21 protein-coding genes are annotated in these 26,019 nt (G+C 57.9%); 10 read left to right on the forward strand and 11 right to left on the reverse strand.

Annotated features, from left to right (window positions below; all coding sequences use genetic code 11):
• Positions 1 to 1,542: histidine kinase (locus tag PSV43_RS04560; protein WP_300194237.1), on the forward strand; the 1,542-nt coding region annotated here is incomplete at its 5' end.
• A gap of 127 nt (positions 1,543 to 1,669) precedes the next feature.
• Here the strand turns inward: PSV43_RS04560 and PSV43_RS04565 are convergent.
• The 3 genes from PSV43_RS04565 to PSV43_RS04575 are packed head-to-tail and all read right to left on the reverse strand — an operon-like array spanning position 1,670 to position 3,692.
• Positions 1,670 to 2,731, reverse strand: coding sequence for a hypothetical protein (locus PSV43_RS04565; protein ID WP_300194239.1), 1,062 nt, complete (start codon positions 2,729 to 2,731; stop codon positions 1,670 to 1,672).
• 28 nt (positions 2,732 to 2,759) lie between these two features.
• The gene (locus tag PSV43_RS04570; protein WP_300194241.1) at positions 2,760 to 3,341 is read right to left on the reverse strand and encodes a hypothetical protein; all 582 of its coding nucleotides are present in this window, start codon (positions 3,339 to 3,341) and stop codon (positions 2,760 to 2,762) included.
• An 18-nt stretch (positions 3,342 to 3,359) separates the two neighbouring features.
• Positions 3,360 to 3,692 carry a hypothetical protein gene (locus tag PSV43_RS04575; RefSeq protein ID WP_300194243.1) on the reverse strand — a complete coding sequence of 111 codons (333 nt, stop codon included), beginning with the start codon at positions 3,690 to 3,692 and terminating at the stop codon, positions 3,360 to 3,362.
• A gap of 111 nt (positions 3,693 to 3,803) precedes the next feature.
• Here PSV43_RS04575 and PSV43_RS04580 point away from each other — a divergent pair, with 111 nt between their 5' ends.
• On the forward strand, positions 3,804 to 4,613 hold the full coding sequence (locus PSV43_RS04580; RefSeq protein ID WP_300194245.1) for a ParA family protein: 810 nt from the start codon (positions 3,804 to 3,806) through the stop codon (positions 4,611 to 4,613).
• A complete protein-coding gene (locus tag PSV43_RS04585; RefSeq protein WP_300194247.1) occupies positions 4,588 to 5,508 on the forward strand; it encodes a hypothetical protein in 921 nt (306 codons plus the stop codon). Before PSV43_RS04580 ends, PSV43_RS04585 begins: the two co-directional genes overlap by 26 nt.
• Before the next feature lie 26 nt (positions 5,509 to 5,534).
• Here the strand turns inward: PSV43_RS04585 and PSV43_RS04590 are convergent, their stop codons facing one another.
• A complete protein-coding gene (locus tag PSV43_RS04590; protein ID WP_300194249.1) occupies positions 5,535 to 8,132 on the reverse strand; it encodes a protein kinase in 2,598 nt (865 codons plus the stop codon).
• Positions 8,133 to 8,319: 187 nt separating this feature from the next.
• Here PSV43_RS04590 and PSV43_RS04595 point away from each other — a divergent pair, with 187 nt between their 5' ends.
• The gene (locus PSV43_RS04595) at positions 8,320 to 8,796 is read left to right on the forward strand and encodes a low molecular weight protein arginine phosphatase (RefSeq protein WP_300194251.1); all 477 of its coding nucleotides are present in this window, start codon (positions 8,320 to 8,322) and stop codon (positions 8,794 to 8,796) included.
• A gap of 49 nt (positions 8,797 to 8,845) precedes the next feature.
• Positions 8,846 to 10,549, forward strand: coding sequence for a ribose 5-phosphate isomerase B (rpiB, locus tag PSV43_RS04600; protein WP_300194253.1), 1,704 nt, complete (start codon positions 8,846 to 8,848; stop codon positions 10,547 to 10,549).
• 96 nt (positions 10,550 to 10,645) lie between these two features.
• Here rpiB and PSV43_RS04605 read toward each other — a convergent pair whose 3' ends face one another.
• The 4 genes from PSV43_RS04605 to PSV43_RS04620 all read right to left on the reverse strand — a co-directional run bounded on the left by PSV43_RS04605 (position 10,646) and on the right by PSV43_RS04620 (position 17,452).
• The gene (locus PSV43_RS04605) at positions 10,646 to 11,524 is read right to left on the reverse strand and encodes a S1-like domain-containing RNA-binding protein (protein ID WP_300194255.1); all 879 of its coding nucleotides are present in this window, start codon (positions 11,522 to 11,524) and stop codon (positions 10,646 to 10,648) included.
• A gap of 39 nt (positions 11,525 to 11,563) precedes the next feature.
• Positions 11,564 to 12,790 carry a PQQ-binding-like beta-propeller repeat protein gene (locus PSV43_RS04610; protein WP_300194257.1) on the reverse strand — a complete coding sequence of 409 codons (1,227 nt, stop codon included), beginning with the start codon at positions 12,788 to 12,790 and terminating at the stop codon, positions 11,564 to 11,566.
• A gap of 17 nt (positions 12,791 to 12,807) precedes the next feature.
• Positions 12,808 to 13,818 (reverse strand): tRNA (adenosine(37)-N6)-threonylcarbamoyltransferase complex transferase subunit TsaD, encoded by a 1,011-nt coding sequence (gene tsaD / locus PSV43_RS04615; protein WP_300194259.1) that lies wholly within the window; start codon positions 13,816 to 13,818, stop codon positions 12,808 to 12,810.
• A 931-nt stretch (positions 13,819 to 14,749) separates the two neighbouring features.
• Positions 14,750 to 17,452, reverse strand: a complete 2,703-nt coding sequence (locus PSV43_RS04620; RefSeq protein ID WP_300194261.1) for a PQQ-dependent sugar dehydrogenase — start codon at positions 17,450 to 17,452, stop codon at positions 14,750 to 14,752.
• 95 nt (positions 17,453 to 17,547) lie between these two features.
• On the opposite strand from PSV43_RS04620, the gene PSV43_RS04625 reads away from it, so the two are divergent.
• The 3 genes from PSV43_RS04625 (at position 17,548) to PSV43_RS04635 (ending at position 20,217) form a co-directional block, all read left to right on the forward strand.
• Positions 17,548 to 18,417 (forward strand): hypothetical protein, encoded by an 870-nt coding sequence (locus PSV43_RS04625; protein ID WP_300194263.1) that lies wholly within the window; start codon positions 17,548 to 17,550, stop codon positions 18,415 to 18,417.
• Between the two features lie 89 nt (positions 18,418 to 18,506).
• On the forward strand, positions 18,507 to 19,508 hold the full coding sequence (locus PSV43_RS04630; RefSeq protein ID WP_294400393.1) for a sugar phosphate isomerase/epimerase family protein: 1,002 nt from the start codon (positions 18,507 to 18,509) through the stop codon (positions 19,506 to 19,508).
• 115 nt (positions 19,509 to 19,623) lie between these two features.
• Positions 19,624 to 20,217, forward strand: coding sequence for a Uma2 family endonuclease (locus PSV43_RS04635; RefSeq protein WP_300194266.1), 594 nt, complete (start codon positions 19,624 to 19,626; stop codon positions 20,215 to 20,217).
• A gap of 49 nt (positions 20,218 to 20,266) precedes the next feature.
• Here the strand turns inward: PSV43_RS04635 and PSV43_RS04640 are convergent, their stop codons facing one another.
• Positions 20,267 to 21,625, reverse strand: coding sequence for a neutral/alkaline non-lysosomal ceramidase N-terminal domain-containing protein (locus PSV43_RS04640; protein ID WP_300194268.1), 1,359 nt, complete (start codon positions 21,623 to 21,625; stop codon positions 20,267 to 20,269).
• Positions 21,626 to 21,838: 213 nt separating this feature from the next.
• Between PSV43_RS04640 and PSV43_RS04645 the strand changes: the two genes are divergently transcribed.
• Together PSV43_RS04645 and PSV43_RS04650 are read left to right on the forward strand one after the other, a co-directional pair.
• Positions 21,839 to 24,217, forward strand: coding sequence for a Tex family protein (locus PSV43_RS04645; RefSeq protein ID WP_300194270.1), 2,379 nt, complete (start codon positions 21,839 to 21,841; stop codon positions 24,215 to 24,217).
• 166 nt (positions 24,218 to 24,383) lie between these two features.
• Positions 24,384 to 24,965, forward strand: a complete 582-nt coding sequence (locus PSV43_RS04650; protein WP_300194272.1) for a hypothetical protein — start codon at positions 24,384 to 24,386, stop codon at positions 24,963 to 24,965.
• A 275-nt stretch (positions 24,966 to 25,240) separates the two neighbouring features.
• On the opposite strand, the gene PSV43_RS04655 is transcribed toward PSV43_RS04650, so the two are convergent.
• Together PSV43_RS04655 and PSV43_RS04660 are read right to left on the reverse strand one after the other, a co-directional pair.
• Entirely contained in the window at positions 25,241 to 25,615 is a 375-nt protein-coding gene (locus PSV43_RS04655) for a hypothetical protein (RefSeq protein WP_300194274.1), read from the reverse strand.
• Positions 25,616 to 25,750: 135 nt separating this feature from the next.
• On the reverse strand, positions 25,751 to 25,960 hold the full coding sequence (locus PSV43_RS04660; protein ID WP_300194276.1) for a hypothetical protein: 210 nt from the start codon (positions 25,958 to 25,960) through the stop codon (positions 25,751 to 25,753).
• Positions 25,961 to 26,019 lie beyond the last annotated feature (59 nt).

Below are 26,019 nucleotides of genomic sequence, written 5' to 3' on the forward strand. Positions count from 1 at the left end.
GAGCAGGGCGTGGGAGTGCTGCTGGTGAATGCGCCCCCCGGGCAGAAGGCCGAGGATGTGGCCAAGTTCATCGCAGACCACAAGCTGGTATCTCCCGTCGTCAGCGACGCGGACGGCGCGCTCTCGCAGCTACTGGCTGCGACGACCACCACGGAAGTCTTCCTGCTCGATGCTGCACGCACGCTCGTTTATCGCGGTGCTTTGAATGATCAATACGGCCTCGGCTACACCAAGGACAAGCCGCAGCATCATTACCTGCGCGAGGCGGTGGCGGCGATGCTGCGCGGCGAGCCGGCGGAAAGGGTCGCGACCACTGCACCGGGATGTGCGCTGGATCTGCCAGCGCAAACGGCCGCTGCCGCGACGCCGGTGAACTACCACCGCGATGTGGCGCGGATTTTGCAGGCCAACTGTGTGGAATGCCACCATCAGGGCGGCGTCGGGCCGTTCGCACTCGATTCGTATGATGCGGTGATCGAGCACGCCGGAATGATCCGCAAGCAGGTGGAGCGCGGGGCCATGCCGCCCTGGTTTGCCGCGCCGCTGGAGGGGCTACCGCACTCGCCCTGGAGCAATGATCGCTCCCTGTCTGAGCGCGATCGTGCGGATCTGCTCGCGTGGCTGGATTCAGACCGCGCCAAGGGAGACGTGGCGGAGGCACCCAAGCCGCGTGTTTTCCCCAGTGAATGGAGCGTCGGCAAGCCGGATGCGATCATCGCTGCGGCAAAGCCGATCTCCATCAAGGCCGAGGGCACCATGCCCTACCAGCATGTGACGGTGACCACGGACTTCCCGGAAGACCGCTGGGTGCGCGGTTACGAGATCCTGCCCACGGCGCGGCAGGTGGTGCATCACGTCATTGTCAGTGTGCATGAAAAAGGCAGCAAGGTGCGCGGTGGCGGCGATGAAGGTAGCGAGGGCTACTGGGCTGCCTACGTGCCCGGCAATACGCACCAGGTCTATCCCGAGGGCTTCGCCCGCAAGCTGCCTGCCGGGGCGACGGTGAGCTTTCAGATTCATTACACGCCCAACGGCAAGGCGACGGAAGACACGATGCGCATGGGGCTGCTGTTTTCCAAGACGCCGCCGAAATACGTCATTCACACCACAGCACTGCCGAATGCCCGCATCAGCATCCCGCCGGGCAAGGCGGACCATGTGGAAGTGGCGCAGCGCAAGCTGCCCACGGACGTCAATGTGATGGCCTGGATGGCGCACATGCACGTGCGCGGCAAGGCCTTCAAATTTGAGGTCACACTGCCCGACGGCAAAACCGAGACACTGCTCGACATTCCCAAATACGACTTCAACTGGCAGCTCCGCTACGACTACACCGTGCCACATTTCCTGCCCCGGGGCAGCACGGTGAAAATCACCGCCGTGTATGACAACAGCGCCGGCAATCCGGCCAACCCTGATCCCACCAAAACCGTGCGCTGGGGGCAGCAGACCTTCGACGAGATGATGATTGGCTACATGGAGCACTACACGCCGTTGAACCCGGAGATTGCGACTGGAGGGGTTGCGCACTTTCCACATTGATTTTTTTTTCAATGCAATACGAGTGCGAACCTACTGGATGGGAAACCGTATAGGCTGAACCATAGCAGTCTATGCCTCAAGTTGATCACAACCCGGTCCATGGCTAATGACGAGTATGGCTGTGAAACTACTTCACTGGAGTTTGCCAAGCAAATCGATCGTAGTGTGGAATAGATGAGGTGACCGCGCAGACCCTGCCGCTTCCATCAATGGCCCGGATACTCCAGCCAATATATTTGACCCCACTTCTTGTTCTTAAGTAAACGGTGTAACTTGCGTAAGTTGTTGTTAATTGACCAACCGTTCGAGTTTGATCCGTTCTGACGGCCTCGGCGGTTATTTCTACTGTTTTTACTCCGGCAGGAGCGAGCTCTACATTAGTTTCACCGGCAAGCTCTGGGGTGAGTGTGCCGTCAACGAATGCAGGTCGTGTTAGCAGGATGCATTGAAGACGCAGTCGTTGGTATCCGCCAGATTTTGACTGAGCAGTACATGTAATGTCCCGCACAGACGCAGTTTCCTTAGTGTTCGTTACACCATCACTCGATTGAGAGTTGTACTTACCTCCAGAAGACCTAGCGGTTAAGTTAACGGCAATTGAGGGGCTGATTAGCGTCGGATCATCAAGTAGTTTTTGCTTTTGATCATTTTTTACATTTTCTACCGCAGGGTTTGTTTGCGTCGCTGTTTTATTTTGTTCAGCTTTAAATTCTTGAGCTTCACGATATGTAACTTTCTGTTGTTCTTTTTGCTGGTCGCGAAAGTGCAATGCTAATGCAGGATCAAAAGGGCCAAATGCTTCCTTCAATTCATTCGGCAGATCCTCATAATTAATCTTCGCGCTTCCATCTTTGTGGAGAATTCGGATTCCATCTGGATCAACGCCAGCCAATTCGGCTTTTTGAAAGCTATGTTTGGGTGTAACCAGTGGATCTGGAAGAGGTTTTTCGTCCTCAGTTGAAACTGTAGCAAAGCCGACTAGCGAAACTATTTCTGGCGGCAAATCTTTAACATGGAGAGTTGTTATGCCTCCATCGTGCATTATTCTGACGGAATCTTCTGTCTTAATCTTGATAGTGCCATTACGAATTTCGATGCCTTTTGTGGTTTTGAAAGAAGCTGGCAGTATAGAGGCCGCGTTGAGTATTGACGTGATAAAAACGATGACAAGCACGGCTTTAGTTTTCATTTGGTGATATTGAATATTGAATAGTGAATCACTTCTCCAGAGAAGATTTACGCATTTCACTCACAAGATGTTTCAATCTCCTTATTATGCTGTCAGAGCCAAGATCATATTTCTTGATGAATTCTATGGGGATTTCCTCGGCTTTCACATGCAGATTGGCCACCCCGTCCTCATGCAGAAAAGAGATTGAATCTTCGTTAATCTTGAAAATTTTTGCATTGTGCAGGGTGGTGCGTCCCTCTAATAAGAGTTCTGGAATCACTGTGCCAGTGGCTGCTGTGCGGGCTTTCACCACAACGGCTGTCATCGATTCTGCCAAATATTTGATTTCACCGGTCAGCCTGCGTTCTTGCGTGTCTAGAATATCGCGCTGCCGGATGAGGTTCTCCATGTGGGTTGTCATTTGCTCCAGTTTTGCTTTGGCTTCATTAATTTCAGTCCATTCCTTTCGGCGCAAATCGGCTGTCTCCCGCGCCGTTTCGGCCCTGGCTTTCAATTCGGCAAGCTCCTCGTTGAGTTTGTCCGCCTTGGAAAGGTACTCGAAAGCTGCCAGGAGACAGGCGAGCAAGAGCACGGCTTTGAGGAGGGATGAAAAGCGAAAGTCGAGCACGGAGTGTTGTGGCGTGGCTTACTTGTGATGTGCGGCCTTGAATGCTTCAGCGGCGGGCTTGAGTGTGGCAAACTCGGCTTCGATGGCTGACAGCTTGCGCTCCCTGGGGGCGTTGATAAATTCCAGCGTACGTAGCTGGTCCTGTTTGATCTCGGCCTGCTGGAGGCTGCGGTTCAGGAACTCCTTGCCTTCGACTGCGGCGATGTCTTTTTCATATTGGCGGGTGAGGGCCTCGTCCTGTTTGAATGATGCCGTGAGCGCGGCGATTTCACGTTTGAGTTCTGCGCGGCGCTCACATGACAGGCTCGTTAAACAGAGTGCCAGACAGCATAAAAAAACATGCGGTTTCATGTGGATGAGCGGGAAGTGATCTCCGCCGGCGGCGACCTGCAAACTTTTAATCTTGAATGGTCTGCTGCGCAACTTCCTTGCCATTCGGCAAACTCATCCTAGCATCGAAGAGTGGTAGCGATTGCAACAGCAAGTCAAAAAGGCGGCGTGGGTAAAACCACGTTATGCATCAATCTCGCTTATTCACTGGCGCGAAGAGGCTGGCGGGTGCTGTTGATTGACACGGATCCGCAGGGCGGCGTGGGACTGTCACTGGCCAAAAGTACCAAGGCGCGAGAGGGTTTTCATGAGTTTCTCGTTCGCGGCGGAGATTTGAACACGATGGTGGTGCCAACGCGGCTCCCGGAGCTGGAGATCGTTCCCGCCGGGCAGTATGACACCTGCGCCAGGCAGGGCTGGTCGGCGCATGAGGTGCCGGCACGGCTGGCCGACCTGCTGCGCGCTGCCGAGCTGCGTGGTGTCGATGTCGTGCTGATGGACACGGCGGCCGGGATGAGCAGCACAACGGAAGCGGTGGTGAAGGCCTGTGATTTCGTGGTGCTGCCCCAGCAGGCAGAGCCGCTGGCGATCCGCAGCGTGCCGCATCTGCTGGAGACACTGGCGCGTTTCCGCGCGGAGGGCGCAGGCGTGCGCGTTGCGGGCATTTTGCTAACAATGGTGATGCGGGACAACGAGATGAGCATGAAGGTGGCGCGGGAGCTGCGCGACATGCTGCCAGCAAATTTAATGTTTCAGCAGAGCATTCCGCGCCTGCCCTCTTTTCTCGAAGCGAGCGCCCTGGGAGTGCCGGTGGCGCTGACAAAGCGCAACCCTCCGCCCGAAGCATTGATTTTTGACCAGATCGCCGCAGAGCTGGAGCAGCGGACTGGATTGACCCACGAAAGTGAAAGGGAGCATGGCCATGCAAGTCTCATGGATTGATGCCGAGCGGATCAAGGAACTGGTGGCGCAGCTCGCACCTCAGGAAAGCCGCATGGGAGAGCTGCCCGGCGTCGTGGAGATTGATACGACGCCTGAAATCTTGCAGGTCCATGCTGCCGAGGCGTGGGGATTTGCCATGGACTGGACCGAACCCGCTGTGAGACCAGCGCCCGCTGTTTCAATGATTGAAACGGTTTTTGCCGAATCAACGTCGCTGCCGGCACAAATGGAAGATGAAACGGACGACGACGACGAGCATGGTCAATCATTCCCTAATCAAGCCGCCGCGCTGCCGCTGAGCCGAATTCGCGACAAATTGCGTGCGATTCGTCAACGTGCCACGGACGCGGGCATCCTGACTCGCATGAGCGAGATCGCGCCGGCATCCCTGGAAAAGACAAGCGAGTTTGTTCCTGTTGATGATGAAAGTGGCGATGCCGATGAGGATGGCGTCTGCAAAGACGAATCTTCAGCTGACATGGAGCCGGAATACATTGAGCTTCCATGTCACCCGCCCGCCTTTGAAAATCCGCAAGGCTCCCGCGAGGTGCGTCTGGCTGCATTTGCCGACTGGGCGCGGCTGGTGCTGCATGAGGGGGGCGGGCAGGTTCTGGTGATGAGTGATGATGGTGAAGTACTGTGGGGAGGGGAGGCGAAAGCCGGGCTGGTGCTTTCTACCATGATGGCATGGGGAGCTGCGATACGTGCGAGCGCGATGTCAGCCTGTGAGACGCCCTTGGTGATTCACCAGCCATTGGCATCAGGGCATGTGCTCACGGTGATCCCGTGTGAAACAGTCGCCGGCATGGTGCATGCCGCAGTTGCCGCCCCTGATGGATTGAGTCATGAGCAGGCGCACCTCTTACGTGGAGCCCTGTGTGCGGTGATGAGTTGACGTCCCCCACCCTGAGCGGAGGATGGCTACTTTTTGAACAGGGCCAGTTCGTTGATGCCCCAGATGCTACTGGATGAGCCGAGCTGTGTGATGCGTACAAAACGACCTTTCTGCGGTGTTTTGAAAACAATCTCGGTCAAAGCGCTCCCATCTCCTTGGGCGGCAGGGTTCCATTTCGTGCCATCGGACGACACTTCGACTTTGTATTTGCGCGGATAGTCCTGATACGTGTTCTGGCTGTCGAGCGCCAGCCCGGCAATGTTTTCCTCGGTCGGAAGTTCGATGCTGAACCACTCGCCGCCCTTCATGGCTGCTCCAGTGGCCCAGCGGGAGCCGGTGTTGTTGTCCACGGCTTTCGAGCAGTCTTCTTTTTTGACGCTGGCGTTCAGCTTCCATGCATTGCGAGGCTCGATCCAGGCAAGCTTCGTCCTTAACCGGGTTTTGAGCGGTGTTGGTGGGGTGATGAAATACCAGTCACGCACCCGCCCATCAATGAGCTGGGTCTGATCGGGTTTCAGGATGATCGAATAGACAAAGAATTCGGCCAGATAGCCACTGAACTGATCTTGAGGACTGACGCTTCCGCCACTGCTGTCCTGGCCACGTCCGATCAGCAGCCAGTTCAGCGGCTTGGATGGCGCGGTGGACTTACCGCCGGAGGAGGTGAACGCTTTGCCGTCGGCATCGCGTGCGCGGAGTTCTACGAGTCCCGTGCTGGCGTTCCAACTGATGAAGGCAAGGCAGGCCAGCGTGCCGTTCACATCTTTGGAAGTCAGTGTGGGGCTGCCTCCTGCGTTTTTCACTTCGGTCACGAGGTTCTTCTTTGCATCCACCAGCAGGGACACCGTGGTGCCATCATCATTGCCGAGGGTGAAAACACGCATGGGGAGTTTTGCGGCATCGGCCTGAAACGCGATAACGGCAGTGAGTCCTTTTTCGTTGGGGACTCCTGCATCCTTGCTTCCGAAGGGCATGTTCTGCGTCTCATTGCCCGTATCATCAAGCTCCATAATGGAGGGCTTGCCATTGCGGGAATGGAAATCCAGCACCACTCGCCCCGGCTTGGGGCTGCCGCCAATGGCGACTTCCGGCCAGTTGACGCGCTTCGGTGCATAGTCCGGGCTCTTCTGATAGCTGCGTAAAATGTTGTCACCACCGCGTTCGGAAATGTCATGCCATTCGATGACAGGCTCGTTGTTGTTGGCTTGGGAGGGATTGCCGTCGCCATCTTGACGGTTGGTCAAAATGCCGGTGTTACCGACATAGAAAAGAGAGATGCCGCGGTCCACGGGAGGGAATGCCCGGTCCTGTGGGAGCTGGAAGCTGATCTTGGGAGGATTGGACGAGAGGCCGATCCCTGACAGCGCCGAATGGCCGGAAGACGATGCGCCGGGTTTTTTGCCGAGGAAAAAGCATCCGCCGATGCCCAGCAGGATGACGCCTCCGCCGATGATGGCGATTTGTTTGATCAGCTTCGCGTTTGTTTGAACGAATGAAGGTGAAGAAGAGCGGGCTGAGGATTTATGGCGGTGTTGCACCGTCGAGTGCCCAACACTTGGTCTGCGCGGCGCTGGCACCAGAGGTGTCGTGAGGGCGGCGAGTTCAACGACAGGCTGTGCGTCGGCAATGATTTCCACTGGCACCGCCTCTGCCACCGGTTCGGCATAGTAGAGCTGGGCTTCAGGGGGAGGGTAGTATCCCGTCAGTGGCACTGTGCCTGTTCCGGGAGGCATGCCGGGCATATAGATGGGCGGCGGCGCGTACATGCCCATCCAGGGACCGTAGGGCACCATCGTGGGCATTTTTTCCCAGGCGCGGAACTCTTCGATGGCCTGCTGTGCATTGGCAGGGCGGTCATCGGGCTTTTGCGCCATGAGGCGCGCGCACCAAGCCCCAAGCCACTGTGGCACATGCGGGGCAATTTCATGCAGCGGCAACAGGACGTGGTCGATGTGCTTGTCGATGACCTCGGCCATGGAGGCACCGTCGAATGCTTTTCTGCCGGAGAGCGCCTCATAGAAGACGCAGCCCAGAGAGTAAAGGTCAGTGCGTTCATCCACGGGCTCACGCGTGAGCTGCTCGGGAGCCATGTAGTAGATGGAACCCATCACCGTGCCTTCTTGATCCTCAGTCTGCTTGCGTGCGCGCAAGCCTGCCCTTGCGAGGCCGAAGTCGATGATCTTCGCCTGCATGCGGCCGCCGGGGAGGCGCTCCACCTTGATGTTCTCAGGTTTAATGTCCCGATGCAGGATGTGGTGCTGGTGCGCTGCGAGCAGGCCTTCGAGTGTCTGCGAGGCCAGCTCTTTAAAATCATCGTAGGGGAGCGGGCCGCGAGCGACGACATCCGCCAGGTCTTCGCCCTGCAGCAGCTCCATCACGATGAACAACCCCTCGTCATCGCTCGCCACGTCGAAGATGGTCACGATGTTCGGATTGCGCAGGGAGGCAAGTGCATCAGCTTCACGTCGCAGTTCAGAGGCGACGTCTTTGTCTACGTCAGCTTCGTTGGCGGTAAGCAGTCGTTTGACGGCGACCCAGCGCTTCAACTGGCTGTCATAAGCACGGAAGACGGCTCCAACGCCGCCCATGCCGAGCTTTTCATATATTTTATATCGTTCCGCCATCCGATGTTAAGCACTTGAAAATAAGATCAGCAGGAGCAAAGCCCATGTGCCTCCCCTTTGGCAAGCGGGATATTCCACGAAAATGCTTATGAGCAGTTTCTGCTCCGCCTTTGACAAAATGAGGGGGCGCGACAAACTGACATTCCCCGTCAACTCTGGCGGGATTGAATCAACCCCGCTCAGCATCTTGAAAAAAGTTCTTTTTGTCTGCACTGGCAACACTTGTCGCAGTCCAATGGCGGAAGCGCTTTTCCGTGATCTGGTCAGGGAGCGTGCCGACTACCAAGTCTCCAGCGCTGGTGTGGCGGCTGCTCCCGGCATGCCTGCCAATAAGTATTCGACTGCTTTGCTCAAGGAACGCGGGCTCAATCTGGCCAGTTTCAAGAGCCGCATGCTCGACCGGCAGATCTTGGAACAGGCCACGCATGTGTTCGCCATGTCCTCGCATCACATGGCGGCGATCGCGGATGAATTCCCCGCGCATTCGGACAAGGTTTATCTGATTTCCGAATTTGTCGCCGAAGATGCCCTGCGGGGCAGAGATGTTTCCGATCCCTTTGGACAAGGCCGTTCAGCGTATGAAGAGACGCTGCGCGACCTCGAAAAAATTCTGCCCAGCCTGCTCGCCTACATTGATCAGACCTGGAAGAAAAATGATGGATGACAGCAACCATCGCCCACCCATCTTCGTACCTCACCCCCCATCGCAAAAAATGACTAGCACCTCCAACGGCACCCTTCCTCATAAACTCGCCATCGCCGCCGATCATGGCGGAGTGGAATTGAAAAATGCCGTCGTCGCTCATCTCCAATCCGCCGGCTATGGCGTGGAGGACTTGGGGGTGAACTCACATGATTCAGTCGATTACCCTGACTATGCGGAAGTGGTCGCTGACAAGGTTCTCTCCGGCGAAGCTGATGCGGGCATTTTGGTCTGCACCACGGGCATCGGCATGTGCATCGCCGCGAACCGCCATGTCGGCATTCAGGCTTCGCTGGTCGGTGACGCGCATACCGCCGCCATCACACGGGAACACAACAACTCCAACGTTCTCTGTCTCTCCGGCAAAAACACCACCGAGGCCACCGCGAACGAGATTGTGGATGCCTGGCTTAAAACACCCTTCGCCGGTGGCCGCCATGGCCGCCGCGTGGACAAGATGAACGCGCAGCCACACCCGCTGGACATTCTGGAAGCGAGCGATTCCGCTGTCGCTGAAATCATTCGTGGCGAGCAGCATCGTCAGCAGGACCACATCGAACTCATCGCGAGTGAAAACTTCACCAGCAAGGCGGTCATGGCCGCCCAAGGCAGCTGCCTCACGAACAAGTATGCTGAAGGCTATCCCGGCAAGCGCTGGTACGGCGGCTGCGAAGAGGTCGATAAAATCGAGCAGCTTGCCATCGATCGCGCGTGCGAACTGTTTGGTGCCAAATACGCCAACGTGCAGCCGCATTCCGGCTCGCAGGCCAATGCAGCGGTCTATTTCAGCGTCCTGCAGCCCGGCGACAAGGTGCTGGGGATGAACCTCGCCCACGGCGGCCATCTCACGCACGGCAATCCGGCCAACTTCTCCGGCCGCCTCTACAATTTCTGCCAGTACGGTGTGAATCAGGAGAACGAACTCATCGATTACGATGAACTCGCCGAAGTGGCCCTGCGTGAGCAGCCCAAGATGATCACCGCAGGCGCCAGCGCCTACCCACGCATCATTGACTTCAAGAGGATGAGCGAGATCGCCAAGAGTGTGGGTGCCTACCTTTTCGTGGACATGGCCCACATCGCCGGTCTCGTGGCCGGTGGCGCGCATCCCTCCCCGATGGAGTATGCTGACTTCGTCACCACCACCACGCACAAGAGCCTGCGTGGCCCACGTGGCGGCATGATCCTCACCAACCGCGAAGACCTCTTCAAGAAGATCCAGAGCCAGGTCTTCCCGGGTGTGCAGGGCGGCCCCCTCATGCACGTCATCGCTGCCAAGGCCGTCTGCTTCGGTGAATGCCTCAAGCCTGACTTCAAGGACTACAGCGCACAGGTCGTCAAAAACGCCCAGGCGCTTGCGGCCGCCCTCTCTGCGCTCGGCTACCGCATCGTCAGCGGTGGCACGGACAACCATCTCATGCTCGTTGATCTTCGTCCGAAGGGTCTCAATGGCAAGGTCGCCAGCGAGACGCTCGACAAGGCAGCGATCACCGTGAACAAAAACGGCATCCCCTTCGACACCGAGAAGATCACTCTCGGTGGCGGCATCCGCGTTGGCACCCCTGCGGTGACCACGCGCGGGATGAAGGAAGGCGAGATGAAGCAGATCGCCGCCTGGATTGATCGCGCTCTGACAAGCCGTGACGACGAAGCCGCACTGGCTGAAATCCGCCGCGAAGTCAGCGAGACGAACAAGCGTTTCCCGCTGCCTTGAGCCGCGATTGAATGACTGATTTTAGAGGAGCGCCTGGCAACGGGCGCTCCTTTTTATTTCGCCCCGATGCGGCCATTCTGAGAGGACGCGTCAGTCCTATTTGGAAGAAGGCTTCCAATCCCCATCCTTGGCTTCGCGGATGTCGAGGATCGCGATGCCCGGGCGGGTGAACTCGATGCGGCGCTGTTTGTAGAGCGAGCCGAGTGCTTGTTTGAACGCCTTCTTGCTGGCTTCGAAGTTGTTGCGAATGGCCTCGGGATGGCTGTCATCGTCAAAGTCGAGTTTGCCGCCATTGTTCTTGAGTGCTTCGAGAATGCGATCCGTCAATGAAGCGACACGCTGGTAGCCGGAGGCATCGAGGCTGAGGTCGATCTTGCCGCTCGGATGGATGGCGCTGACGAAGCCACTCAATTTCTGCCCGATCTGCAGAGGAGCGCCAATGTTGCTGTGATAAAGCAGCCCGACATGCGTGCCTTCGACAATGGCATTGTAGCCCAGCGGTGTGCGTGCGGTGATGAGCAGCGAGACGGGCTGCGCGGGCTTGAACGGCGGGCGGGCGTGGCTCAGGTGGCGCTGCAGGCGTGTGGTGGCGATGATGCGGTCCGTTTTCTCATCCAGCATGATGTAGGCCACGACTTTGTCGCCGACCCACACTTGATCAGCCTGCTCACGAAACGGCAGCAGCAGATCCTTGAGCAGTCCCCAGTTCAAAAACGCGCCGATGTTGCGATTCACGCTCACGACTTCCAGCGTGGCAAACTCACCCACCATGGCGAAGGGTTCCTCAGTAGTGGCTACGAGGCGGTCCTCGGAGTCACGATAAATGAAGACGTCCAAGGCCTCGCCAAGACTGGTGCCCTTGGGGATGTAACGGTTTGGCAGTAAAATTTCGCCGTGATCCCCCCCATCCAGATAAATGCCGTGTGGCGTACTGTGGAGGACGATGAGGGAGTTGCGTTTGCCGATTTGAGCCATGAAACGCAGACTAGCCGTGGCTGCGGATCAATCCAGCGCCTACTTCACCTTCACCACGACCAGTTTTTCCGCGTCCCGGGCAAAGAGCAGACCATTCGAATAGGCGGCATGGCTGCGGTGCCCGGCGCGGGTGATCTGGCTGCGCTGCAGGAGATTGAATTTCTTCGAGTCGGCGGTGAACACCCACAACTCACCGGCTTCACTGTGAAGCAGGATTTTGTCCCCCACCAAGACGAGGGTGCCGCCCGGGATGCGATCCGAAGCTTCCCAGGCGACTTTGCCGTCGGCCACGGCGATGCAGCGCAGCGTCATGCCGCTCTCCTGCCGTCCATGCAGGCCATAGACATGCCCGCCGTGATAAACCGGCGTGGTGTAGTGGCAGTCGAGCGCATCCGGCTTTTTCCACAGGTTGGTTAGTTTGCGTTCAGCCTTGTTCCACTGCCACAGGCCGGCTCCCACATCATAAGCGGCGGTGAAAAGCAGCTTGCCATCTCCACAAGGCACTGGGGCAGCGGCATTGACGGAGGCATCGATCTGGGGACGGAAGTATTCATCCGCCAGCACCTTGCCGTCGCTGGTTTGCGCCAAGAGGACACCGCGCCGGGTGAAGAAAGCAGCCACTCCTGCCTCTTCAGGGAGCAGCACAGGGGATGAATAGCTGGCCTCCTCGTCCGTGGCCTGCCAGACGATTTTGCCGGTGGCGAGATCCAGCGCGATGATGCCCGCGCCGCCCTTTGCGTTCTTGCCTCCCACATTGAGCAGCACTTTGCCATCGGTGACCAGTGGCGAGCAGGCACGGCCAAAGTACCCTTGGGGCGATTCGAGCTCGGCGACCGTGTCGTAACTCCAGAGCAATTTCCCCGTTTCGAAATCGAGCGCCTCGACGATGCCTTCCGGGCCATGCGTGATGACTTTGCCTGCGGCGATGCACGGCACGGCGCGAGGGCCGTTGTCGAAGCCAAAGCTGTCACGGTAGTTGGTCGGATAAGAATGCTTCCAGAGGGGCTTGCCATCGGCGGCGGCTAGCGCCTCGGTGATGATCTCGTTGCCCTGACGGTGCGTTACGATCACGCGATTATTGCTGACAACTGCACCGGCGTGGCCGGTGCCCAGCATGCGCTTCCACACGATCTCGGCTTCGGTGCTGCCGACGATGGCGGCTTCGTCAGCAGCAGCGGTGCAGTTGCGCTGCGGGCCGAGGAATTGCGGCCAGTCACCTGCTTGCAGGCTGGTCAATGCGCAGAGGAGAAGAAGGATTGGGCGCATGAAAATGAGGGGGGAGATTAACTAACGAGGGAGAGATTGGGATCCACATCCGCCTCCAGGGGAGAGGTGTGGCCAATACTGAAACGTTGCGCAGCGGCAAAGGCAATCATGCCAGCATTGTCGGTGCAAAGATCGGGGCGTGCGAGCAGCAGTTGCAGCCCTGCTTTGTCACAGCGTGCGGTGAGCGCCGAGCGCAGGCCGCGGTTGCAACTGACGCCGCCGCTCACGGTGACGAGCGTCTCGCCGCATTGCTTCGCTGCGAGCACCAGTTTTTCGACCAGCACCTCAATGATCGCTGCCTGCACGCTGGCGCTGAGATCCGCCAGCACCTGCTCATTGTTCAAATCGAGGCGTGGCAACTCATAAAGTACAGCGGTCTTCAAGCCGCTGAAGCTGAACTCCAGGCTGCGGCCATTGAGGAAGCTCCGTGGAAAAGCGAATGCGGTTGGATCGCCACGAGGGGCCAGCTTGTCGATCTCCGGCCCGCCGGGGTAGGGGAGGCCGACCATTTTGGCGACCTTGTCAAAGGCTTCACCTGCGGCATCATCACGGGTGCGGCCAAGCAGTTCGTAGCGGCCCACTCCATGCACGCGTACAAGCATGGTGTGTCCGCCGCTGACGATGAGCGCCACACAGGAGCGCACCGGGCCGTTTCCATTCATAAAAGGGGAAAGCAGGTGGCCTTCCATGTGGTTCACGGCCAGAAAGGGTTTGTTTTCCGCAATGGCGAGAGCCTTGGCCATCGAGGTGCCAATGAGCAGAGAGCTGACGAGTCCCGGCCCGCTGGTGGCCGCAAAGACGGCCATGTCGCCGAGTGTTTTGCCTGCGTCATCCAAGACTTGCTGAACCAGCGGCCGCACATGCAGGATGTGATTGCGGGAGGCCACCTCCGGCACGACTCCGCCATACGGGCGGTGGATTTCGATCTGCGAGGCGATGCGGCTGGCGATCAGTTCGCCCTCCAGCGTACAAATGGCCGCAGCAGTCTCATCGCAGGAGGATTCAAGGGCGAGCAGGCATTCAGGCATGGCAGACTACGAATGGAGTAAGAAGGGGAGTCCAGCATCTGGAATCCTGTGGTTTTGGGGCAAAAAGAAGCCGCCGTCCCCCGGTTGGGTGGGGAACGGCGGCGCAATATGGCAGTCTCCTGTCAAATGAGTGCTTGTGACCGTCTTTGCAGTCGGCCTTCGCTTTGGCGTCGTACTTCTCACATGCCTTCTTAACTGGAACAGGATGCATGAAGCATCACAGACGCAGCGACAGAACAGTGGCAAGACGGATCATGAGATGATCACACAAGTTCACAAACAGCCGCACCAGGCGGCTGCGTGATTACTTGCCGCTCTGCATTGGTGGTGGTGGTGGCGGCGGAGCAGGCTGCTGGCAAGCGGAGAGGACGGCGGAAGCCGCGATAAGGGTAAGGATAGCGATTTTCATGTGTGTGGGTGTTAACCTGTTTGTTAAGCTTCCCATCCACCAGACTCCTGGCAGCGGGATTTTTCGAGATTAACGACAACTTCTGTTTTTGCAATCAGCCAAATGCATTCTCTGCGAAAACGCGCAGGGGAGGCATAAGAAAGGGGATAGTTGGGACTACCATAATGTCAGGTCGCAGTTTGAGAAAAATTAGCCATAGGGCCCGCTCTCTCCCAGACCGTAAGCGTTGCCAAAAACCTCACCATCATCTTCGGTGAAAAGGATGCGCAGCGGCCGGCAGCAGACCTCGCAGTCATAGTCTACATCGCAGGGCACCTCACTATAAGAGGGGGAAGGGACCTCAAATTCCTGAAAACAGCTCGGGCAGGTGACGGGTGTGGTGTGCATCAATGAATGACAATGAAACGTTCTTTGGGGGGCTGGGTTCGCAGCTTTCTCATTTAAGCTTGTAGCGAGGTTTTGAGCATAAACTCCGCAGTAACTCATGACGCAAACTGCATAAATCAGGGAAACCCTGATTTATCATTTCAACCCTGCGAGATAGGCGATGATGTCTGCTGCTTCCTGCTCATTCAGGCTTTGCAACAGCCCTTCCGGCATCAGTGAAACTGGCTGGGGTTGTTGGCTTTTGATTTGGTCTCGCGCAATCGTTTGCGGCTGGCCGGTTGGGAGTTTGAGGGTGATGGCAGCATCAGCAGCATGGACGAGGAAGCCGCTTTGCAAACTGCCATCCTTTAAGGTGACGATCCATGTCTCGTAGCCTTTGGCGATGGTCTTCGAAGGCTGGTGCAGGCTTTCGAGGATCTGCTCACGCCGCAGACGCCCGCCCACCTTGCTCAAGTCCGGGCCGAAATCGCGGCCTGTGCCGTTGACGATGTGGCAGGCGAAACAGGCAGCCATTTTGCCGGTCATGCTGAGGAGTTCACCGCCGCGCTTTGCATCGCCTTGGGCCGTGAGGAGTTTTTTCGCGTCGAAGTTCATGCCCAGGGTTTTCACGCGTTGTTCAGGCGGCAGGAAGCGTTCGAAATAGCAGGCAATGGCGGGATTGGAAATCTTGGCCAATGAGGGGTCAAACTTGGCTTCGTTTCGTGCAATCAAGTTTGCCATGACAAGGGCTTCACTGGGAGTGTTCGGGGACGCGGGCTTCTGAGGCGTCGCTGCCCCCTGACCAATCCAGTCCCACAACACCTGGAAACCATGAGGGTCGATTTCACGGGCACCGATCATGGGCATGTGGCCGCTGCCGCTGCGGGCGATGCGCGCGAGCAGCACACTCTGTTCGGGCTTTCCGGGTGAGATGACGCGGCCGTCCGTCAGTGCAAAATCACCCCGGGTGGGCTTCTCACCCATCATCATCGTCTCAGCCGTGGGCAGATCCGCATTCAGCATCAATGGCACACTGCCGCCGCCATGACGGCGATGACAATGGGCGCAGTTCGCGTGCAGCCACGAACGGGCGCGGGTTTCGAGATCGGCTTTGGTGACGTGACTGGAGACGAGGTGACTCTTAAACTGGTCGAGGAAGGGGCCGTCGAAGAGAGCAGGTGATTCGGAGGGCTTTTTGCCGGCGATGCTAATGAGTTGATCCGGCTGAAAGCCTAGCGCAAAGCCGCTCCAGTTGTTGTGGCAGCGGGCGCATTCGGCGCGGCCATGAATGCGCCAGGGGAGCTCAATGTTGAGTTCCGTACCATTACTGTCGACGAGTTCGGCGTCGGTGCCGGATTTGTTCCAGTGATAGGAATAACCGTTCCATGTCTCGCCGTCGTAGTGGAGCACTTGCGTTTCGATGCGTCTCTGCGCTAACAAGATGGTGCGGGCGAGCACGGATTCGGCGGGCCATTCGACTTTGTAGTTCGGTTTGGCGGGATTGCCGCTGATGGTCGTTTTGATGCGCTTGCCTTCAGGCAAAGCAACGAAACGCTGCGCAATTGCACCATCCTGCCACATCGGCTCGGCGATCTCGAAAGGGAGAACGCCTGCGGCGGTTTTTTGCATTGCGGTGTGGCTGAAAAGGCCGGTCTCGCTGAGCTTGCGTGGGAACTGCGTCGGTTTGCCGACGGCGGGATTGGGCGCGAGGCGGTAGATGCGCGTGTCTTTTTCCCAGTTCATCCAGTACACCTCGCCGTCCTCGCTTTGTCCGAAGGTCACGATCTTGTGCGGCGTGTCAGCGATTTCCTCGCGGCGGGTGACTTGTTTGCCATCATGCCACAGCGCCCAGATCTTGCCGGTTTCGTAGTCGCCGTAGATGTAGGCGTCGCGCAGTTCGGGAAACCGCGTGCCGTGGTACACGTAACCGCCGGTGATGCTGGCAGCCTCGGTGTGTGGATGCGCGGCCACGGGCGGGATGATGGGCTCGGGGCGCTGGGTTTCGGGCTTGATCGGCTGGCTCGCCTCATAAGCGCTCCAGCCATGATTGCCGCCGCGTTGCACCAGATGAATCATTTCCCACAGCTCCCAGCCGACATCGCCGCACCACAGGCGACCTTTGGCATCAAAGCTGATCTTCCATGGATTGCGAAAGCCGAAGGCCCAGATCTCCGGTCTGGCCTGCGGTGTTTTTAAAAAGGGATTGTCCGGTGGGATGGCATACGCCTTGCCGTTTTCCTCATGATCCACATCGATGCGCAGGATGGATGACAGCAGGTCGCTGATGTCCTGCCCGGTGTTCAGCGGATCGGGGGGAGAGGGGACTTCAGAGTCGCCGGTGGAGATGTAGAGCCTGCCATCGGGGCCGAATTGCAGCGATGCACCGTTATGGCCGCCGCTGCGCCACGTCAGCAGCACGGTTTCCGATTTGGGATCAAGCATCGGCGGCTCCTGCTGGGTGAGTTTGAAACGCGAGAGCTTCGTGCCATCGGGAACTTTGTCGCCATACGCATAGCAGAGGAAGACGAAACCGTTCTCCCGCCACTGGGGATGAAACGCGATGCCGTAGGCGTATTGCAGCAGCGGATGTGCCGGCTTGAGATCGATGAGCAGGTCCTTTTGCTTCGCGTCAGGTGTGTCCTTGAAGCTCCAGATTTTGCCTTCCTTTTCGACAGCTACAAAGCGCTGCGCACCGGGCACGGCGATCATCTCCAAGGCGTCATGAAGTTCTATGGAAGCAAAGGTTTGCTCCGCGATGCAGGGCTTCGGTGCTTCCGGTGAACCGTGAATGCGTGAAGTGGACCACTGCGCATGAAGCACGGTGGTGCAGGCGAGGCAGAGGAGAAACGCTCGGTTCATCCGCCCATCATGGAATGCGCAGGCACCATGCGCCAAGCATGAAATGCGCAAGGTTGTGATTGTGTGCCGCCACGCTTTCCGCGTATTCTCGCCGTATGAAGAACGTCCCCCGCTTTGCGTTGCTGATCTGGCTGAGCGTCGCGGCCGGGATGCTGCGTGCCGTCGATCGTGCGGGAGAGCTTGTGGAAGTGGGCCGCCATGCCACCACGCGCAGCGGCGTCACGCTGCGGGAAAAGCGCGAGGTGCGGGTGGATGCGGGCACCACCAAGCAGGAAACCGGCACGAACGCCATCACGGTGACCACCCGCTATGTGCAGCGGGTGAATCTGGTGCGGCGTCTTCTGAACGCTGATTCCGAAGAGCTTCAGGTGCGTGAATACGTGAAGGAGTGCGTGAATTTCACCGGCCAGCCTCCCTCCCCCAATGAAAATAGGGCCTTGCTGGGCAAGGAGCTGCGTGCCCGGAAAAAAGGCGGCCATTGGGACTACAATCTGCATCAGGGCAGGTCCTCAGCCGAAGAGGCGCAATCTCTGGCCGACCTCGCCTTTGGCGCCGATTTGCTCGAAATCCTGCCTCTGGGCATCGGCACCGGAATGCGCAGGCCGGGAGAGCACTGGAAAGTCGAACCCGCCTCTTCCGGAGGCAAAGACCGCGGATTCATCATTCTAGAGGAGCTCGAAACCACCTTTATCTCCCTGGAGGTCAAACCCGACGGGTCGTATGCGACATTCACCATCGAAGGTAAATTTCATATCGAACGGCCCATGACGCTCAATGCCCGCATGGAGGTCAGTTTCACCGCCACCATCGTCCGCCGGCTGTCGGACATGCTCGATGTGGAGACCAAGGCCTCCGGCCAGTTTCTCGCCTCCGCGCAGGCAGCGGGGCCAAAGCGCGAAAAAATTCAGCTCAATTACGATTACCCCTTCACCTTGGTTCGCACTCAGGCGGTGGAGGGCAAGTAGTCGCGTCCCGCAAAAAATCGTCTTTCATATTCGACTTTCCCGGATCTTTCTCCTTCTTTCCCTCCTCAACTCAACCATACAAACCTGACATGCCACGCCCAGTCACTCTTTTCACCGGCCAGTGGGCCGATCTTCCTGTTGATACCATGATCCAGAAGGCCAAGGCCTTTGGATACGACGGTGTCGAACTTGCCTGCTGGGGCGACCATTTCGAAGTGGACAAGGCCGACCAGGCCTACTGCGATGACAAGCGCGCCAAACTGAAGGCCGCAGGCATGCAGTGCCACGCCATCTCCACCCATCTCGTCGGTCAGGCCGTGTGCGACAACATCGACCCACGTCACGCCCAGATTCTTCCCGCTCACATTTATGGGGACGGCAATCCTGAAGGCGTCCGCCAGCGTGCCGCTGAAGAACTCATCAAGACCGCGCATGCCGCCAAGCGTTTCGGCATCAGCGTCGTGAACGGCTTCACCGGCAGCAGCATCTGGCACCTCGTCTATTCCTTCCCGCCAAACCTCCCCGGCCAGATTGACGCCGGCTACAAGGACTTCGCCAAGCGCTTCACCCCGATCTTCGACGAGTATCAAAAACTCGGCATTCGCTACGCGCTTGAAGTACATCCGACTGAGATCGCCTTCGACATCGCCAGCGCCGAGCGTGCGCTACAGGCCGTCGATTACCATCCTGCTTTTGGCTTCAACTACGACCCCAGCCACTTCGGCTACCAGGGCGTCGATTACGTGAAGTTCCTCTACAAATTCAGCGACCGCATTTTCCACGTCCACATGAAGGACGTCGCGTGGGGCATCGGTGATGGCACCGCCGGCGTCTTCGGCGGCCACGTCGATTTCCACAAACCTAGCCGCTACTGGGACTTCAAGTCCGTGGGCCGTGGCAACATCAACTTCGAGCGCATCATCCGCGCCCTCAACGACATCGACTACGGTGGCCCGCTGAGCGTCGAGTGGGAAGACGGCGCGATGGATCGCGAGTTCGGCGCCACCGAATCCGCCGCCTTCTGCAAGAAGATCGACTTCCCGCCTTCGAAGATCATCTTCGACGCGCAGTTCGCCGAGAACAGCAAGTGATGGGGTTCGCGCACTCTCTGTGTGCGGTATCTGAATCTCTCCAACGGCCCGGGATCACCTCCCGGGCCGTTTCATTGATTGAATCAAATCTTCAACGTGGTACCTTTTGCCTATCATGGGTATCGTAAAAGCCAGAACCAAATACACGGTCGAGCAGTTCTATGAACTTGAAGAAAACGAGGTGTATAAAAGCGAGTTCCATGACGGCGAGATATTTGCCATGGCAGGCGGCAGTCCGGAGCACAGTTTGATTGTGGCCAACCTTCTTCGAGAGCTCGGCAACAGGCTCAAAGGCAAAGTGTGCACGCCTTACGATAGCAATCTGCGCGTTAAAGTTCCAGCCACCGGACTGGTCACCTACCCGGATGCTTCGGTGTTTTGCAAGAAGCTGGAATTCGATCCCAAGGACAAGCGGCAGCAGACCGCCATCAATCCCACGATTGTCTTCGAGGTGCTTTCTAAATCGACGGAAAGCTATGATCGGGGCAAGAAGGCCGAGAACTATCGCCAGCTTGAATCCCTCAAAGCTTACGTGCTCATTTCCCAGAGCAGCCCGCACATTGAAATCTACGAACGCCACGGCGATGGCTTCTGGTTCCTGACTGAAGCCAAGGGGCTCGATCAGGAACTCTCCATCAATAGCCTCGGCCTCAAGCTTCCTTTGGCGGAGGTCTATGACCGCATGAAGTTTGGGAAGTTGAAGCCGTAACCTCGTTTGAGATTGGTGAATTCTATGGTGAAAGGATGTGATTGAAGTGTCAGTCGTTCACCGCCTTCCGTAGCTCCATCACCGTGCTGATGATGTGCTCTTCGGTCTTGTCGCTCCAGCGTGTCGGATGCGTTCCGTAGATCATCGCGCCGCCGCCTTCGTAGCCGCCTTCCTGCCAGATGCGGAGGCTGGGGATGTAGGCCATGACGTCGTTGGTGTAGCCGCTGATCCAGACGATGGGGTCTTTGAGGTCGCGTTTGAGGCGGAGCGAATAATCGATGACAACTTCGCCGCCGAGCGTCACCCAGGTGAGCTCGTTGCCAAGGCGCAGGACCTGCACAGGGTAGGGGTAGCTGGTGGGCAGCGGACCTTCATCGGCGATGTGCTGCAAGAGGCGTGTGCCGTGCGCGGCCAGATATTTGTTTGTGGATTTTTGTTCTTCAAGAAGCTGCTCACGAGTGGGGAGCGTGTCGTAGGCCAGTGGGATTTCACGGTATGCAGCACGGATGGGGCCCTTCAGACGTTGCATGTGGGTTTCCAGCGCGGTCTGCACGGAGGTGGCGAGCGATTTGCCATGCGTCTGTGCAAGTTCCATGGTGCGGCGCGGGTAGGGGTTCTGATCGCCGCTGCAACCATTCGCAAACATGGCCACCGCATCGGGGTGCGCTTTTTCGATCTCCTGCTGCGCGTAGCCCGCATAATCGCCACTGAATTTCTGATGACCGAGTGTGGTGCAGTGGCAGGAGTAGCCAAAGATGATGGCGATGTCTTTGCCTTCGGCGCTGCTGGCTTTTAACACGGGAACTGTTTGATCCACAGGGCCGTTCGGATTCGGGAAATTGCTCCAGCCGCCCTTGCCATCCGGCGTGCGGCGGTTCATCGAGACACCGCAGCGTGCGGTGCTGTAATCGAGATGTGCAGGTACGGATTTTTGAATGGCTTCGCCGATCAGGCGCAGCAAGGTGTTTTCGAGTTTTGTGGTGTATTCTGCGGCTTCTTTCCCACGCTGAACTGCAACAGCCGAGCCATGGATATTACTGGTGCGCAACTCCGGGCCGCTGTGCGTGTGCGAGGCGTTGATGGCGAGGTTTGCGGGGTCGATGCCATGTTCTTTTTTCACGCGCTCAGCGACCGCAAGGCGCAGGTTGCGTGGCACGCCGATCAAATCCAGAGTGATGAGCGCGAAGCGAGCGCCTGCCTGATCCGTGAGCACGAAAGCTTTTGCGAAGAGATCCAGCTCCACACCTTCAGAGGGTTTCGTGCGTGAAGCATAGCCGGCCATCCACATGGATTTCTCCGGCGTGATTTTAGCAGACGCCGCACCGGCCTGCCAGGCAGGCGGTTCGCTCACCACAGGAGCGGCGGCGATGACGCAAATACAGAGCAGCAGGGGGAGCCAGAGTTTCATGAGGACAACCAAAGCTGCCAGATGAAGAGTTCTTTAGAGATGGGCGCAAATAATCAAAATGAGGCGCAGGTTTTGCATGGATGAGCACTGTCAAGCCATGCCTGAGACAAAAGTTTTTCACATGTGGTCTTGAATGGTTGCTGCCCGTGATCGTCTCGCTAACTCCACTCATCCCAACCGGATTTTCATCCTCAACTTTTCAATTTTCCAACCATGTCTGCTGCCAACGAACTCAACATCAATGTCACCCACGTCGAACGTGTCGCCAAGGAGCTGAACCTGCGAGCCATCCAGGTGGGCGCGACGGCGAAACTCTTTGCCGATGGAGCCACGGTGCCGTTCATCGCCCGTTACCGAAAGGAGGCCACCGGGTCTCTGGATGAAGTGCAGATCCAAAACATCCAGGAGCGCATGACACAGCTCGTGGCGCTGGATGACCGCCGCACGGCCATTGTGAAATCACTCGAAGAGCGCAAGCTGATGACGGACGTGCTGCGCGCGAAGATCGAGAAGGCGGAAACGATCAATTCGCTGGAGGACATCTTTGCGCCGTTCCGCCCAAAACGCCGCACGCGCGCCACGATCGCCAAGGAAAAGGGCCTGGAGCCGCTGGCGGATTTCATCGAGGCCAATCTGATGACGCATGGCGTCGATCTCACCAGCGAGGTTGCGAAGTTTGTGAACCCGGATCACGAAAATGAAGAGCTGCGCGTCAAAGATGCTGCGGATGCTCTCAGCGGCGCGCGCGACATCATCGCCGAGCGGATCAGCGATCATGCGGATGCACGTGCGACTTTGCGCAAATTTTTCGCGGAGCAGTCCACGGTTGTTTCCAAGGTCATGTTCGGCAAGGAGAAGGACGAAGAGGCGCAGAAGTTCCGCGATTACTTCGACTGGAGCGAGCCGCTCAAGGCCATCCCTTCTCACCGCATGCTGGCGATTCGTCGTGGGGAAAAGGAGGGCTTCCTGCTCATGCGCATCCAGCCCGGAGAAGACACGGCGATCAAGATGCTCGAGAACCTTTTCGTCAAAGGTGGCAATACCTGCTCTGACCAGATGAAGCTGGCCTGTGCGGACAGTTACAAGCGCCTGATGAGTTCCAGCATGGAGACGGAAGCGCGTCTTGAGTCCAAGAAGAAGGCGGACACCGAAGCCGTGCGCGTGTTTGCGGACAACCTGCGCGAACTGCTGCTGGCAGCACCGCTGGGACAAAAGCGTGTGCTGGGCATCGACCCCGGCTTCCGCACGGGCTGCAAAATTGTGGTGCTCGATGCGCAAGGACAGCTCCTCTACAACGACGTGATCTATCTGCTCGGCGAGGGCAGCGGCCTGCTGCATGCAAAAAATTTGCTGCTCAATTTGGTCGATCGTTACAAGATCCAGGCCATCGCAATTGGCAATGGCACTGCGGGCCGTGAGACGGAGATGTTTGTGAAGAAGATCGGCGTCCCGGGCTCCATTCCGGTGATCATGGTGAATGAGAGTGGCGCTTCGATTTACAGCGCCAGCGAAGCTGCACGTGAGGAGTTTCCGGATCAAGACCTTACGGTGCGTGGCTCTGTATCCATCGCACGCCGGCTCATGGACCCGCTGGCAGAGCTGGTGAAGCTGGATCCGAAATCCATCGGCGTGGGCCAGTATCAGCACGACGTGGATCAGAACCAGCTCAAGACGAGCCTTGACCACGTCGTCATCAGCGCGGTGAACGGCGTCGGTGTGGAACTGAACACGGCCAGCAAGCAACTGCTCAGCTACGTGTCCGGCCTCAACAGCACTCACGCGTTGAACATCGTGGCCTTCCGCAATGAGAACGGTCCGTTCAAGAGCCGCAAGGATCTCATGAAAGTACCACGGCTCGGCGACAAGGCCTTTGAGCAGGCGGCGGGCTTCCTGCGCATTCGTGATGCCTCACATCCGCTGGATTCAAGTGCCGTGCATCCTGAGCGCTACCCGCTCGTCGAAAAGATGGCGGCGGAAATCGGCTGCACGGTGCCGGAGCTCATGCAGCGTGCCGACTTGCGCCAGAAGATCGACCTGAAGAAGTATGTGAGCGAAGACGTGGGTCTGCCGACGCTGCAGGACATCATGAACGAACTCGCGAAACCAGGCCGCGATCCGCGCAAGCAGTTCGAAGTCTTCAGTTTCGCGGAAGGCGTGAACGACATGAAGGACCTCACCGTAGGCATGAAACTGCCGGGCATCGTGACGAACGTGACGGCCTTTGGCGCCTTTGTGGACATCGGCGTGCATCAGGACGGCCTAGTGCATGTGAGTCAGCTCAGCGACACGTTTGTGAAGGATGCGGCGGAGATCGTGAAGGTGGCGCAGCGCGTGCAGGTGACAGTGACGGAAGTGGACATTCCGCGCAAGCGCATCGCGCTGAGCATGAAATCGAAGCCTGACTTTGAGAAGAAGCAGGGCAGTGCAGGGCCTCGCCCTGCGGGTGGGCCAGCCGGCGGTCAGCGCAGCTTCTCCAGCGGCGCTGGTGGTGGCCAGCGCAGTTCCGGTGGCGGCATGGGCAATCCCTTTGGCGGTGGTGGAGGCGGCGGCGGTGACTGGTTCACGGCTGCGGCGCAGAAGGGGAAGAAGTAGCCTGCCGGCTCGATGAAACGCCGTGCTGGGTAAGCGCGGCGTTGGGGATTTTTGGACAGTTCCTGGCAGTGGCCATCATTTCATGAACAGGGAGCGTCGCTGTGGCGTCGGAGATTGTGCCCTTGCCACGTGGTATGGGGTCTTCTACGATCCAATAGACTCCATCATGAAATTATCTCTCCTCGCTCCGCTGATTCTGCCACTGCTGCTCACGCAATGTGTTGACCCTTACTACGGCCCGAACGGCACTGATCCGTATGCGAATCCGTACCGCGAGCAAATGCGGGATCAAGGTTCGCAGATGAACGCCATGGCATTTGAGCGCGGTCAGCAGGACGGGCAGGCGGACGCCCAGCAGCAGCAGAGTCAGAATTACCGGCGTCATCCATCGCGCTATGACCGCAACACCGAGATGCCCTACCGCGATGCCTACAATCAAAGTTTTGGGCTGACGATGAATAGCCGCCGTGAAATCGGTGGTTACCCCAGTTACCCCAATCAGGGAATGGCGCAGCCGCAGCAGCAAGGAACAGCTCAGCAGCCACCGCCGCGTGATCCTGCCTACAACCAAGGTTATGACTACGGTCTGCGTGATCGAACGGGAGGACGTGTGGCTGATCCGGCAGCCCAGGTCGGGCGCTATGATCCGCGCTACCGCTCCAGCTTTGAGCGCGGCTACAACGACGGCTACAATTCAAACTCCTCCAACAGCTTCCCGGGCGCGGGTGGAAATTCGTGGTTCCGCTAACAGCCTGTTGAAAACACCAACTGGAGTCCTTGAGGGCGGTGGGGACTGCCTTGCCAGGAGAGGGATCATCTTGATCCCTTAGAGCTCCGCCTCAGACATCAGTCCCAAATGGGGATCAAGATGATCGCCTCCTCCTGCATGATCTAGCGTGCTCAAATCCTCGTGGTCGAGTTTTTCAACAGGCTGAATCGGCGGCGGTTCAGCAGTACAAAAAAACACCGTCACGGCAGGCCATGACGGTGGTCTTGTTTTGAAATGACTGTGCGCGGAAGTGTTTACTCCTTGGCGGCAGCTTCAGCTTCAGGAGCGGCGGTCTCAGCAACTTCAACGGCTGGAGCAGCGGCTTCGGCAGCAGGAGCGGCAGTCTCAGCAACTTCAACGGCTGGAGCGGCGGTTTCAACAGCAGGGGCAGCGGTCTCAGCGACTTCAACGGCAGGAGCAACGGCTTCGGCGGCCACTTCAGCAGCCTTCGGCTTGGTCGTGGCCTTCTTGACAGCGGCTTTCTTAGCTGGAGCTTTCTTGGCGGTTTTAGCTTCGGTTTTGACGGCGCGTGCTTTGCGGGAGACGCCGGCCTTGGCCAGAGCTTTCTTGCGGGCAAGATAAAGCTTACGGCGGCGGCGTTTGATGACTTTGTTCAGTTGTTGACCCATGATGGATGATCGGTTGTCGTTTGCGGTTTTGAGGGCGGCAAGAGTTCCACTGATCAAGGTCGAATCAACATCAAATGCAGTTCGCCCCCGGTTTACCGGTATTAGAGCGTGGAGAAACCCTGTTTATGCCCGTTTTTAGGGCTTTTTGTCGTCTGCTGGAGGTTCGTCCGAGGTTTTTGGGGCCTCGACTTTGGATTCCAGACGTGACTCTGTGCGATTCGCGGCCTGCTGGGTCGGTGGGACTTTGAACAATTTGCCGGAGTAGGGGCACTTCACCGTCTGGCCGGCGCTCATGCCAGAGACATCGACGAGCTGCGTTTTGCCCGCAAAGGGACTGTTCACCATGTTCATGCGACCTGGGATTGCAGTGCCATAAGGCAGACTTTCAGCAGATTCTGTGGTGC

Source organism: Prosthecobacter sp. (genome assembly GCF_029946185.1).
Classification (GTDB): domain Bacteria; phylum Verrucomicrobiota; class Verrucomicrobiia; order Verrucomicrobiales; family Verrucomicrobiaceae; genus Prosthecobacter.

Coding starts and splice junctions, on each gene's coding strand:
- PSV43_RS04605 (WP_300194255.1), bottom strand. CDS start 11,524: ATGGCTCAAATCGGCAAACGCAACTCCCTCATCGTCCTCCACAGTACG.
- PSV43_RS04610 (WP_300194257.1), bottom strand. CDS start 12,790: ATGCGCCCAATCCTTCTTCTCCTCTGCGCATTGACCAGCCTGCAAGCA.
- tsaD (WP_300194259.1), bottom strand. CDS start 13,818: ATGCCTGAATGCCTGCTCGCCCTTGAATCCTCCTGCGATGAGACTGCT.
- PSV43_RS04565 (WP_300194239.1), bottom strand. CDS start 2,731: ATGAAAACTAAAGCCGTGCTTGTCATCGTTTTTATCACGTCAATACTC.
- PSV43_RS04640 (WP_300194268.1), bottom strand. CDS start 21,625: ATGAAACTCTGGCTCCCCCTGCTGCTCTGTATTTGCGTCATCGCCGCC.
- PSV43_RS04590 (WP_300194249.1), bottom strand. CDS start 8,132: ATGGCGGAACGATATAAAATATATGAAAAGCTCGGCATGGGCGGCGTT.
- PSV43_RS04575 (WP_300194243.1), bottom strand. CDS start 3,692: ATGAAACCGCATGTTTTTTTATGCTGTCTGGCACTCTGTTTAACGAGC.
- rpiB (WP_300194253.1), top strand. CDS start 8,846: ATGACTAGCACCTCCAACGGCACCCTTCCTCATAAACTCGCCATCGCC.
- PSV43_RS04635 (WP_300194266.1), top strand. CDS start 19,624: ATGGGTATCGTAAAAGCCAGAACCAAATACACGGTCGAGCAGTTCTAT.
- PSV43_RS04645 (WP_300194270.1), top strand. CDS start 21,839: ATGTCTGCTGCCAACGAACTCAACATCAATGTCACCCACGTCGAACGT.
- PSV43_RS04650 (WP_300194272.1), top strand. CDS start 24,384: ATGAAATTATCTCTCCTCGCTCCGCTGATTCTGCCACTGCTGCTCACG.
- PSV43_RS04660 (WP_300194276.1), bottom strand. CDS start 25,960: ATGGTGAACAGTCCCTTTGCGGGCAAAACGCAGCTCGTCGATGTCTCT.
- PSV43_RS04630 (WP_294400393.1), top strand. CDS start 18,507: ATGCCACGCCCAGTCACTCTTTTCACCGGCCAGTGGGCCGATCTTCCT.
- PSV43_RS04585 (WP_300194247.1), top strand. CDS start 4,588: ATGGCCATGCAAGTCTCATGGATTGATGCCGAGCGGATCAAGGAACTG.
- PSV43_RS04655 (WP_300194274.1), bottom strand. CDS start 25,615: ATGGGTCAACAACTGAACAAAGTCATCAAACGCCGCCGCCGTAAGCTT.
- PSV43_RS04620 (WP_300194261.1), bottom strand. CDS start 17,452: ATGAACCGAGCGTTTCTCCTCTGCCTCGCCTGCACCACCGTGCTTCAT.
- PSV43_RS04625 (WP_300194263.1), top strand. CDS start 17,548: ATGAAGAACGTCCCCCGCTTTGCGTTGCTGATCTGGCTGAGCGTCGCG.